The 11,714-nt window shown below is 68.2% G+C and carries 9 protein-coding genes and 1 pseudogene; 3 read left to right on the top strand and 7 right to left on the bottom strand.

The window, feature by feature from the left end; translation table 11 throughout:
• Window positions 1-215: 215 nt before the first annotated feature.
• Entirely contained in the window at window positions 216-1,844 is a 1,629-nt protein-coding gene (locus C2862_RS22515) for a Na+/H+ antiporter (RefSeq protein WP_136222868.1), read from the top strand.
• Window positions 1,845-1,847: 3 nt separating this feature from the next.
• Here C2862_RS22515 and C2862_RS22520 read toward each other — a convergent pair whose 3' ends face one another.
• A complete protein-coding gene (locus C2862_RS22520) occupies window positions 1,848-3,770 on the bottom strand; it encodes an ATP-binding protein (RefSeq protein ID WP_136222870.1) in 1,923 nt (640 codons plus the stop codon).
• 215 nt (window positions 3,771-3,985) lie between these two features.
• Here C2862_RS22520 and C2862_RS22525 point away from each other — a divergent pair, with 215 nt between their 5' ends.
• Entirely contained in the window at window positions 3,986-5,110 is a 1,125-nt protein-coding gene (locus tag C2862_RS22525) for a DNA topoisomerase IB (protein ID WP_136222872.1), read from the top strand.
• 27 nt (window positions 5,111-5,137) lie between these two features.
• Window positions 5,138-6,223: an L-dopachrome tautomerase-related protein gene (locus C2862_RS22530; protein ID WP_136222874.1), complete on the top strand. Its 1,086-nt coding sequence runs from the start codon at window positions 5,138-5,140 to the stop codon at window positions 6,221-6,223.
• 30 nt (window positions 6,224-6,253) lie between these two features.
• Here C2862_RS22530 and pncB read toward each other — a convergent pair whose 3' ends face one another.
• The 6 genes and pseudogenes from pncB to C2862_RS25405 form a co-directional block, all read right to left on the bottom strand.
• Window positions 6,254-7,444 (bottom strand): nicotinate phosphoribosyltransferase, encoded by a 1,191-nt coding sequence (gene pncB / locus C2862_RS22535; protein WP_136222876.1) that lies wholly within the window; start codon window positions 7,442-7,444, stop codon window positions 6,254-6,256.
• Between the two features lie 11 nt (window positions 7,445-7,455).
• On the bottom strand, window positions 7,456-7,944 hold the full coding sequence (locus C2862_RS22540; RefSeq protein WP_136222878.1) for an SET domain-containing protein: 489 nt from the start codon (window positions 7,942-7,944) through the stop codon (window positions 7,456-7,458).
• A 149-nt stretch (window positions 7,945-8,093) separates the two neighbouring features.
• Entirely contained in the window at window positions 8,094-9,218 is a 1,125-nt protein-coding gene (locus tag C2862_RS22545) for a TIGR03118 family protein (protein ID WP_136222880.1), read from the bottom strand.
• Between the two features lie 97 nt (window positions 9,219-9,315).
• Entirely contained in the window at window positions 9,316-10,020 is a 705-nt protein-coding gene (locus tag C2862_RS22550; protein WP_168710148.1) for a TorF family putative porin, read from the bottom strand.
• The gene (locus tag C2862_RS22555; RefSeq protein WP_136222884.1) at window positions 9,978-11,279 is read right to left on the bottom strand and encodes a S8 family serine peptidase; all 1,302 of its coding nucleotides are present in this window, start codon (window positions 11,277-11,279) and stop codon (window positions 9,978-9,980) included. The genes C2862_RS22550 and C2862_RS22555 overlap by 43 nt, the downstream gene beginning before the upstream one ends.
• Window positions 11,276-11,714: pseudogene (locus C2862_RS25405) on the bottom strand (hypothetical protein); the annotation flags it as partial. The pseudogene C2862_RS25405 and the gene C2862_RS22555, both read right to left, overlap by 4 nt.

The following is an 11,714-nucleotide window of genomic DNA, read 5'->3' on the forward strand; positions in this document are numbered from 1 at the left end:
TCGTACGGGCTCCGTGTTCGTGCGCGAGGGTTCCGCCGTCGCGTATATCCGCGTGGGCATGCCCACCCTGCGGTGCACCACCGTTCGTAGCAAGTTCACGGAGCGGTGGCGTAACGTAGGGCGGGCATGCCCGCACGGACGTACCGATGCATACCCACGTCCGACGCTCCTGCCCACATTCCCGTATCATGCCGCTTCGACATGAAGGAGAATGAATGGAATCGGTAGGCGTCGTCCTCGCAATGCTGCTGGCGGTGATCGGCAGCGGTTACCTGGTGCGCCTGCTGCCCTTCGCGGTGCCGCTGCCGCTGGTGCAGATCGCCCTCGGCGCCGTGATTTCCGGGGTGTTCGGCCATGGCGTGGCGCTCGATCCCGAGATCTTCTTCCTGCTGTTCCTGCCGCCCCTGCTCTTCCTCGATGGCTGGCGCATCCCGAAAGTCGGCCTGTTCCGCGACAAGGGCACGATCCTCGAGCTGGCGCTCGGCCTGGTCGTCTTTACGGTGCTCGGCGCCGGCTTCCTGATCCACTGGCTGGTGCCGACCATGCCGCTGCCGGTCGCCTTTGCGCTGGCCGCGATCGTGGCGCCGACCGATCCGGTGGCCGTGTCCTCGATCGCCGCGCGCGTTCCCATCCCGCACCGCCTGATGCACATCCTGGAAGGCGAGTCCCTGCTGAACGACGCCACCGGCCTGGTGTGCTTCCGCTTCGCCGTGGCCGCCGCCATGACCGGCGCCTTCTCGCTGGCCGACGCCTCGCTGACCTTCCTCTGGGTCGCGCTGGCCGGTATCGCCTGCGGCGTCGCGATCACCGTGGGCGTCGCTTTTGTGCAGCGCGTGGCCGGCCAGCGCCTGGGCGAGGAGCCCGGATCGCCGATCCTGGTCAACCTCCTGATTCCCTTCGGCGCCTACCTCGCGGCAGAACACCTGCACGCCTCCGGCATCCTGGCCGCGGTGGCGGCCGGCGTCTCGATGAGCTATGTCGAACTCTCCGGACGGGCCCTCGCCACCACACGCGTGCGCCGCGCCGTGGTCTGGGACACGGTGCAGTTCTCCCTGAACGGCGTGATGTTCGTGCTGCTGGGCGAGCAGCTGCCGGAGATCGTCGCCCGCGCCCTGCACGACGCCCGCCTCGACGAGCACATGACGGAATGGTCGCTGCTCGGCACCGCGCTCCTGATCAGCCTCGGGCTGATCCTGCTGCGCCTTAGCTGGGTGTGGGTCTCGCTCAGGCTCACCATCCTGAAGGCGCGCCGCCACGGGCGCCAGGTCTATCAGCCTAACTTCCGGCTCGTGGTGGCGACCTCGCTGGCCGGCGTGCGCGGTGCGATCACGATGGCCGGCGTGCTGACCCTGCCCCTCGCGCTGCCGAATGGCACGCCCTTCCAGGGCCGCGACCTCGCCATCTTCTACGCCAGCGCCGTGATCATCGTCTCGCTGCTGGTGGCCAGCGTCGGCCTGCCGCGCGTGCTGCGCAACCTGCAAGTGCCGGAGGAATCGGCCGAACTGTCGCAGGAAGACCGCGCGCGCCACGACGCCGCCGTGGCCGCGATCAATGCCATCGACAAGGCGGCACACCTGCACGCCGAGCACCAGGAGGATGCCGACGTCCACGCCAGCGCCATCGACCACGTGCGCGGCGTGTACGAGCACCGGCTCGGCGTGGGCGGCCTGTACGACCCGTCGCGGGTGCGGGTGGCCGAGCAGGCCGAGCGCGAATACCGCCTCGCCGCCCTGCAGGCCGAGCGCAAGGCGATCCTGGCGCTGGTGCACGGGCGTGAACTCTCGGACGAAATCGCGCGCAAGCTGCTGCGCGAGATCGATCTCGTCGAAGCCCGCTACGGATAAGGATTAACGCACCGCGTCCGCCAGGATCGCTGCCAGCGCTTCGAGATCGACCGGCTTGACCAGGTGGTGATCGAAGCCGGCGGCCAGTGTCGCCTTGCGGTCGTTCTCCTGGCCGTAGCCGGTGACGGCGACCAGCAGCGCGTCCGCCGTCTCCGGCTGGGCCCGCAGGCGCCGCGCCAGTTCGTTGCCGTCGATGCCGGGCAGGCCGATATCGAGCAGGAACACGTCGGCCGCCTCCTCGCGGCTGCGCGCCAGGGCCCGCAGCGGGTCGTGTTCGACCGCCACCCGGTGGCCCGAGGCTTCGAGCAGCATGGCCAGCATGGCCGCCGCATCGACGTTGTCGTCCACCACCATCACGCGCAGCGGCTCCACCGGCGCCGGTGGCGCGCCCGGCTGGCCGGCGTCGCGCGTATCTGCGCCCTCTTCCATGGCCAGGCGCGGCAGGCGCACCGTGAAACGGCTGCCCTTGCCGATGCCCGCGCTGCCGCAGGTGACCGAGCCATGGTGCAGCTCGACCAGGCTGCGCACCAGCGCCAGCCCGAGCCCGAGGCCACCCGAGGCGCGGTCCGAGCTGCGCCGCGCCTGGGTGAACAGGTCGAAGGCGCGCGCTGCCAGGTCCGGCTCCATGCCGATGCCGTCATCCTCGACCGCGATGACCACGTCCTGCCCATCGACGGCGACATCGAGGTCGATGTGGCCGCCCTCGGGCGTGTACTTGGCGGCGTTGTTCAGGATATTGACGATCACCTGCACCAGGCGCTTTTCGTCGCCCATCACCATGACCGTCCCGGGCGGCAGGCGCAGCTTCAGCGCATGGCGCCGCGCCTGGATCGGCGGCATGGCCTGTTCCACGGCGTTGGTGGCGATGCCGCGGATGTCGAGCGGCGCGTTGTCCAGCTCGACCAGGCCGCGCGAAACGCGCGAGACGTCGAGCAGGTCGTCGATCAGGGCCGTCATATGGCGCACCTGGCGGCTGATGATCTGGCTGCTGTGCTGCACCCGGCCGGTGTCGAGCCGCGGCGCCTGCAGCAGTTGCGCCGCGGCGCTGATCGGCGCCAGGGGATTTCTCAGCTCGTGCGCCAGCATCGCCAGGAACTCGTCCTTGCGCCGGCTCGACTCGCGCAGCCTTTCTTCGGCTTCCTTGCGGGCGGTGATGTCGCTGGCGGCGCCGATCCATTCGTAGATCTCGCCCGCCGGGTCGAGCATCGGCACGGCGCGCGAAAAGGCCCAGCCGTAGCTGCCGTCGAGCCGGCGCACGCGATGCTCCAGCTCGTAGACGGTCTTCGTGCGCATCGCCCGCTCGATCGCCTCGTGGACCAGGGCATGGTCCTCGGGCGGAACGTAGTCGTCGATCCAGAGGCGGCGCGGATCGCTCGTGTCCTGCAGGAAGCCACGCCCTTCGAGCTGGTGCAGTTCGGTCCAGTCCGGGCTCATGCGGTACACGACTTCCGCGCTGGCGCTCACGAGCGCCCGAAAACGTTTTTCGCTCTCGCTCCTGGCCACCTCCGCCCGCACCATGGCCGTAACGTCGCTGGTGCTGTGCGAGATGCAGACCAGCTGCCCGTCGGGGCCGAAGATCGGCGTGCTGACCGCATTCCAGAAGCGCTCTTCGAAACGCACCTCGCCCGAAGGCAGTACGACACGGATCGGGTAACGGATTCCCGGCAAGGTATCGACCTGCCCGCTTGCGATGACACGGGCGAACGACCGGCGCAGATCATCTTCGCCGGTATCGTTCGGATCGTCGGCGTTGCGCGGAAAGGCGACGAACAGGCTGGTGCCGACCAGCTCCTCGCGCGTGCGTCCGGAGGCGTTCAAGAAGGCGTCGTTGACCGCGAGGATGACTGCATCAAGCGTAGGCGACAATAAATAGTGCCCTGTCGGAGAGGCATTGAAGACTGCTTCGTAGAGCGCTGCTGGAACCATCGTCAGGAGGGGCCGGGGGAAGAAAATGAACAATGAAACAACACGTCAGCAGGCATCTTATCCGATTCCGGTGCACTGGGGAACGTTAAATCGCAGGCGGAGAATGTCACGCCCGGCCGTGCGCCTGCGTTAGCTCCCGAACGGTGCGCGCCCGGGAGAAGCGTAAGATCGGCCGGGCCTGTTTCCACTTTGCGTTTCCACTGCGAGCCTCCATCATGACCCTCGACGTCCAGACGCCGCCAGATGCGGCCCCGCTCAGCGCCCCGCCCGCCGCCGCCAAGGCCGCCGGCCTGCGCTATGTCCACGACGACCGGCCCGGCATCCGGCGCGAGCCGGCCAAGGAAGGCTTCGACTATTTTTCCGCGAAAGGCGAACTCATCGACGACGAGCCGACACTGAAACGCATCAAGTCGCTCGCCATTCCCCCGGCCTGGACCGAAGTGTGGATCTGTCCCCAGGCGAACGGCCACCTGCAGGCCACCGGACGCGACGCGCGTGGACGCAAGCAATACCGCTACCACCCGAAATGGCGCAGCGTGCGCGACGAAGTAAAGTACGAGCGCATGATCAATTTCGGCAAGGCCCTGCCCGCCATCCGGCTTGAGGTCGACCGCGCTCTCAAGCTGCCCGGCCTGCCGCGCGAAAAGATGCTGGCGACCATCGTCTACCTGCTCGAGGCGACGATGATGCGGGTGGGGAACGAGGAGTATGCGCGCACCAATAAATCCTTCGGCCTGACGACGCTGCGCAACCGCCACGTGAAGGTCGACGGCAGCGACGTCGAATTCAAGTTCCGCGGTAAAAGCGGCGTGTACCACAAGATCCACGTACACGACCGGCGCCTGGCGCGCATCATCCGCAGCACACGCGACCTGCCGGGCCAGGAACTGTTCCAGTACGTGGACGAGGACGGTGAGACCCGCAGCATCGATTCCTCGGACGTCAACGATTACCTGCGTTCGATCACCGGCGAGGACTACACGGCCAAGGACTTCCGTACCTGGTCGGGGACGGTGCTGGCGGCGCTGGCCCTGCAGGAATTCGAGAAGTTCGATTCCGAAACCCAGGCCAAGAAGAACGTCGTGCGCGCCATCGAATCGGTGGCGCAAAAGCTCGGCAACACGCCCTCGGTCTGCCGCAAGTGCTATGTGCACCCGGCCGTGCTCGACGCCTATATGGAAGGCGCCGTGATCGAAGCCATGCGCGAGCGCACCGAACAGGAGCTGGTCGAGGACCTGCACGCCCTGCAGCCCGAGGAAGCGGCCGTGCTGGCCATGTTGCAGCAACGCCTCGCGCACGAAGCCGAAACCGCATCCGCCGCCCAGAAAAAGGCGGCCTGACCCTACTCAACCACTCGAAAGAGCTCCATGACAGATAAACACACCATCGATTTCCAGGAAGGCCGCTGCAGCATCGAGCGCGTGGCCCGCTTCGAGCACCAGGTGACCGGCGTCACCGTATCCGAAGACAATCGCATCTTCGTCAACTTCCCGCGCTGGACCGAGGACACGGCGGTGTCCGTGGCCGAGCTGCTGGCCGACGGCAGCGTCAAGCCCTACCCAAGCGAGGAGTGGAACAGCTGGCGCAACGCGCGCAAGGACGAGGTGTCGCCCGAGGATCACTGGGTCTGCGTGCAGAGCGTCGTCGCCGATGGCCGCGGCAGCTTGTGGGTGCTCGATCCGGCCGCCCCGGCGCAAAGCCACGTGGTCGATGGCGGACCGAAGCTGGTGCGCATCGACCTGGCCAGCAACAGCGTCAAGCAGACCATCGCCTTCGGCGAAGACACGGCGCCGCAAGGCTCCTACCTGAACGACGTGCGCTTTTCGCCCGAGGGCGACTTCGCCTACATCACCGACTCGGGCGTGCAAGGGGCGCTGCTGGTGGTGGAGATCGCGAGCGGCAAGGCGGCACGCGTGCTCGACGGCGATGCGTCCACCCAGATGAAGAAAGGGCTCGATGTCAAAGCCGACGGCAAGGTGCTGCGCCGCCCGGACGGACGCGGCGTCGAGTTCTCGGCCGACGGCATCGAACTCTCGGGCGACGGCCAGTACCTGTACTGGCAGGCGATCAAGGGCGACACCCTGTACCGCATCAAGACGGAACTGCTGCGCGGCGCCGGCATGCGCGGCGAGGACCTGTCCAGCTCGGTCGAGAACTACGGCACCAACGGCGTCAACGACGGCCTGCTGATCCCGCGCGGCACGAACCGCATGCTGCTCACCAGCGTGGAAGAGAATGCAATCCGGATGCGCGACCTCGACCAGGGTCCGGGCGCGCCGATCCAGACGCTGGTCCAGGACCAGCGCCTGCGCTGGCCGGATACCTTCAGCCAGGGCCCCGACGGCACGGTGTATGTGACCAGCTCGCACATCCAGGATTCGGCCTTCTTCAATCCGGACGCGCCGCCCGCCCTGCCGACCGAGCTGTGGAAGCTGCAGTCGCAGGGCAAATGAGTAGTAGGGTGGACGGAATCCCCGTCCATCCTACGAACCCGTGTGCTGGAACACCTGGCGCAGGTAGGCCATGAAGGTCTCGTCGGTGCACATCGACTTGCCCGGCGTATCCGACAACTTCGCCACCGGCTGGTTGTTACAGCGGGTCAGCTTCATGACGATGTTCAGCGCTTTATAGGGCGTATCGTTGGTGAGCTGGGTGCCGATGCCGAAGCCAGTCTGGGTGCGGTCGGCGAAATGGCGGTAGAGGGCCAGGGCCTTGGGCACCGTCAGCGCATCGGAAAACACGAGGCGCTTGGTGCGTGCGTCGATGCGCAGCCTGGCGTAGTGCGCCAGCGCCTTTTCTCCCCACTCGGTCGGATCGCCCGAATCGTGGCGCAGGCCGTCGAACAGCTTGGCGAAATACAGGTCGAAGTCGGCGAGGAAGGCGTCCATGCCGACCACGTCGGTCAAGGCGGTGCCGAGGTCGCCACGGTATTCCTGGACCCAGTCCTCGAGCGCCGCCTTCTGGAAGTCGCGCAGGCGCACCGGGAAGGCCTGGAAGGCCTGCATGTATTCGTGCGCCATGGTCCCGATCGGCACCAGGTTGTACTTGCGCGCCAGGTGCACGTTCGAGGTACCCTTGAAGAACTGCGGCAGCTCGCGCGCCAGCGTCGACACGACTTCGTCCTGCCACTCGCCCGAGAAACGGCGGCGCACGCCGAAATCGAAGAACTCGAACGGGTGGGCGCGCTTCGGTTCCGCGTCAAAAGCGCGGAACTGCTCGACCTTCAGCGCCAGGCGCTTGCGCGCCTCCTCGATCGCGGCCTGTTGATCGAAACGCCGGAAGTACAGCTCGTTGACGATGTAGAGCACATAGATTTCGAAGCCCATCACGTGCACGATCGGACCGGTGGCGCGGATGCGCAGGTGCGGGCCGTCGGTCTCCACCGTGATGAACTTGCGCTGGAAGCGGAACACCGTGAGGAAGTCGGCGAAATCGCTCTTGATGAAGCGCAGCCCGCGCAGATAGGCGATCTCCTCTTCCGTGAACAGCATCTCGCACAGGTGGTCGAGTTCGCGCTCGACTTCGTCCTTCAGCTCGGCCAGCGGGTATTCGGGCTGGTTCCGGCACAGGAACTCGTACTCGCCATGCGCGTTCGGATGCCGGTGCAGCAGGGCTTGCCACATCGTGAATTTGTAGAGATCGGTTTCCAGCAGGCTGCGGACGATGGGCTTCATGAAGTATTCCTTTACGCCTTTTTCTTTTGGCGTTTCTTGGGCGCCAGCATGGTCCCCGTGCAGCCGGGCGTGCCGCAGCGGCATGCGAACAGCTTTTTCAGGGCCGGCGTGTGGCGCTCGTCATAGATGAGCGCGTAATTGTAATTCAGTTCCTGTCCAGGCTCGATCGGGTGCAGGGCGTGAATGTAGACCCGGCCCTCGTCCTCGTAGGCTTCGCAGTTGGGCGTGCAGGCATGGTTGATCCAGCGCGCTTCGTTGCCGCGCCGGCCGCCGTCGATGACGCGGCCGTCGTGCAGGCTGAAGTAGAAGGTGTGGTTGATCGGGCCGCCGCGGTCCTCGGCGCGCTGGGTCGCCTCGTCCCAGGTGATGCGTTCGCCGCGGTATTCGATGATGCGTTCGCCTGCATCGATGTGGCGCCGGGCGAAGACGCCGTTGCCGTGGACGGGAGACTTCTTCACTTCGTAGGCCGGCTCGGCCTTGGCTGCGGATTTGGTGGGCATGTAGTGTGAGTTGGCAGTCGATGCGCGGATTGCATCATTACTATTATGGTACGTTTTTGCCGTCTGTGCCGCACATCATTATCCGCGCAGACGCAAAAAGGCGCGCGCCGCGGAGGGGACCCGCGGCGCGCGCCAAAGCGCCAGCGCCCTTATTGCAATTCGATCTTGCCGTACTGGCCGTGGGTCTCGTTGGCCGGCCCGGCCGTGTAGAACAGGCTCGTGGTGGGTTGCTGCTGCACGCCGTTGCCGAAGGCGATGCCCCACAGGCCATCGATGACGATCGGCGACTTGTCCGCGCGGCTGAGCGTACCCATCAGCGCGCCGGTCGTCGGGTTGTACGCATTGATCTTGCCGTCGCCGAAGTTTGCCACCAGCAGGCTGTTGCTGAAATCGCCGAAGGCGGCGGGTGCGATCGCCATGCCCCAGGGCGCGTTCAGGGCGCCGCCGGTGGCGATGCGTGCCACGAACGCGCCGCTCGTATCGTAGGCGTCGATCAGCCCCAAGCCGGCGCCCTTCACTTCTTCCGTGCCGGCCGCGTTGCGCTGGGCATAAGCGACGTAGATGCGATTGCCGGCGGCCTGGATGCCAAAGGGCGCATAGCCCGAAGGCAGGTTCGGATCGGTAAAGCCGCCGCCGGGCAGCGTCACTTTCTGGAAGTTGGCGTCGTAGACGTCGATCCGGCTGTTGCGGAAGTCGGTCGCATAGATGAAGTTCGCGCCGTTCGCGCTGGCGATCGCCAGTCCCTTGTAGCTTGATGCGCCGCCGGTGTCGACGACCGTCACGGCGTTGGTGCGGTTCACCGTCGGCGACCAGCCGGAGACGGTACCCGCCTCGCCCACGAAGATGAAGGGGCTGGCGCCGGTGACACCGTTCTGGGTCACCTTGAAGTCGGTGCTGGCGTTGAACACGATGCCGGTCGGCTTGGCGGGACCTGCGCTGCCGGCCGGGATTGCGACCACCAGGGTCTGGGGTACGCCGGTGCCGTCGTACAGGGTCGAGGTCGAGCTGCCCTGGTTGTTGACCCAGACGAAGCCGGTCGGGTTGAAGGCGATGCCCCAGGCATTGACCAGGTTCGGATCGACGTGGGCAGCGGGCGCGGTGTCGGCTACCAGCACGCTCGTGGTATAGGCGCTGGTGGCGACCGGCGGCGTGACCACGGGCGGCGGCGCGGGGTCGTCGTCGCCGCCGCCGCCGCAGGCAACGATGCCGGCGGCCAGGACGGCGCCGGTCATGGCGGCCCTGCACCAGGCGGCCGCTTTGAAGGGGATGCTCATGGCTGCTCCTTGCGTGATCGAGTCGGGAAGGTGAGGTCCCGTTCATACCCGCCCGGCGCGGCGTGGTTCAAGGAGATGGCGGAAAATCGGACGCTGCTCAGAAACCCAGGCTGGCGCCGGCGAACAGCGCACGGGCGCGTGCGGCCCGCAGGCCCGGGTCGCGTTGGCGCGCCTGCACACCGATCTCGATGCTGGCGTCGCCGATGTCGGTGGCAATGGCGGCGCGCAGGTCGATGCGATTGCGCGCGGCGGCGCCGTAGCCGCTCAGCCAGTGCAGCAGGCCGGCATGGCCGCTCAGGCGCCAGCGTTCGCCGAGCGGCTGGACGCCGTTCAGTTCGAAGTAGGCGCTGCGGCCGGCGCCGTAATACGCAGGCGACAGCGACAGCCTGGCGCCGGCGTCATCATGACTGATGCCGGCATACGCCTCGACGTAGCTGTTGCGGGCGTCGCGCAGGAAGACGGCGCGCTTGACGCCGGCGTCCCAGCTCCAGCCGGACGGCAGGCGCCGCGCGTAGCCGGCATAGCCGATCGCCAGCGCCGTTGCGGGACTGGCACGCAGGGCCATGCGCGAAACGAAGGCACCTCCGTACCAGCCGCTGTCGGTATCGTGGTCGATGCGCAGTTGCGGCGCCGGGCGGCCGTCGCTCAGCGACAGGCCGCGCAGGCTGTATTCGGAAACGAGGCCGAGGGTGATGCTGGTCTGTGCCTGCGCGCCGCCGGGGGCGTACAGGGCGACAGGAAGAACGAGGCCCGCAAGGGCTAGGGAGAGTGTTCGGCGGTCGTTGCGGCGGTCGGGTGACATAGGCAAACGCAGGCTCCGGCGGCGCGCCCGAGGACTGCGCATGCGCCTATGCTACCAGCTTGTCCGGCTTGCAGGGCAAGCGTCCGTGCGGAGCGGTGTGTCCCCTCTTCCTCGCCCAGGCCGCTGCGCAGCTGGGCCGGCGTGATGGCGGGCCGCAGCTCGGCCAGCAAGGCCGCCAGGCCCGAGACATGCGCCGCCGCATACGAGGACCCCGTTACCAGGCCCCAGCGCGCACCAGGGAGGCAAGTCGGTACGTCGGCGCCCGGCGCACGCAGCGTACCCGGCGGCGCGACGGCGCCGCCGGATTGCGTCACCGCGATCACACCGGGATGCGATGCCGGGAAGCCGCCGTCGGCCCGGCGCGGATCGGACGCCGCCACGACCGCGACGCCGCGCGCCAGCGCCGCGTCCAACAAGGCCTGGAGCAGCCGGTCAGGCGGCCCGCTCAGGCTCAGGTTGATGATCTTCGCGTCGTGCATCAGTGCATAATTGATCGCCCGTCCCAGTGTAAAACTGTTGCAGCGCACCGGCGCACCCGGGCTTTCCCAGCAGGCGCGCAAGGCCATCAGCCTGGCCTGGGGCGCGACGCCGGCGATCCCGACGCCGTTGCCGGCGCGCGCGGCGATGATGCCGGCCACCGCCGTGCCGTGCGCTTCCGGCGCCTCGGGCGCGGCGTCGACGAAGTTCTCGTGCAGCGCCACCTGGCCTGCCAGGTCCGGATGGGCCGGGTCGACGGCGCTGTCGATCACGGCCACCGCCACCTTGCGGCCGGTGCTGGCGCGGTGCAGGGCGGCCAGCTGCCAGTCGCGCCCGGCCGGCTGCACGGGGTACAGCGGGTCGGCCGCATCCATGCCCGCGTTCATGCCCTCGTACAGGCTGACCGGCTGCGCCCACAGCACGCGCGGGTCCTGCGCCAGCGCCGCCAGGGCGCGCTCGACCGGGCCGCCGCCCGCCTCTTCCATCACGAAGCAGTCGACGCCGATGGCCGGCATCGGCCAGGCGTGGACCAGTTTCAGGCCGTGGCTGCCGGCCAGTTCCGCGGCCAGGCGCCGGCGCGCGGCGCGCGCGGCGTCGCCTGTATAGCCGCCGCCATAGGCGCTGTCGGGCCGGAAGTGCTGCGGCGGCAGGCGCAGCATGACCAGCACCTGGCGCGAAGGCTGGGCTTCGCGCGTCGCCGCCGGAGCGTCCTCGGCGGCACGGCAGGCGCTCGCGCCCAGCAGTGCCCACAGCGCCAGCGCGGCCAGGACGATGCGGATCACGGCCGGCCTTCGGCGCCGAGCGGTTCGGCCAGCAGCACGGCCGGCTCGGCGCGCAGCCGCGCCAGCAGGCGGGCCGCGTCGTCCCGCGGCAGGGTTAGCCCCCAGGCGTCGGTCACGGTCGGTCCGTCCACGATGCGCGCCCCGCTGGCCTGCACGATGCGGCGCAGTTCGCGTTCCGTCGTCTCGGGGCGGAACACGACCACCGCCTGGCCCTGCACCGCCGGCGCCGCGCCCAGGCCGCGATACGCATCGGTCCCGTCGCCGCGCCAGGCCAGCAATGCCGCCAGCAGGACGATCACGCCGCACTGCGCCAGGACGGCGCGGCGCAGCCAGCGAGGGTCATTGGCGGCGGCAGGCCGTGCGGGCGGGCGCTCGGGGGCGTCGAGACGTGCGCGCAGACGCCCCAGCGCCGCGTCCGCGTCGCACGGCGGGTCC

The organism is Massilia sp. Mn16-1_5 (genome assembly GCF_004798585.1).
Classification (GTDB): domain Bacteria; phylum Pseudomonadota; class Gammaproteobacteria; order Burkholderiales; family Burkholderiaceae_D; genus Telluria.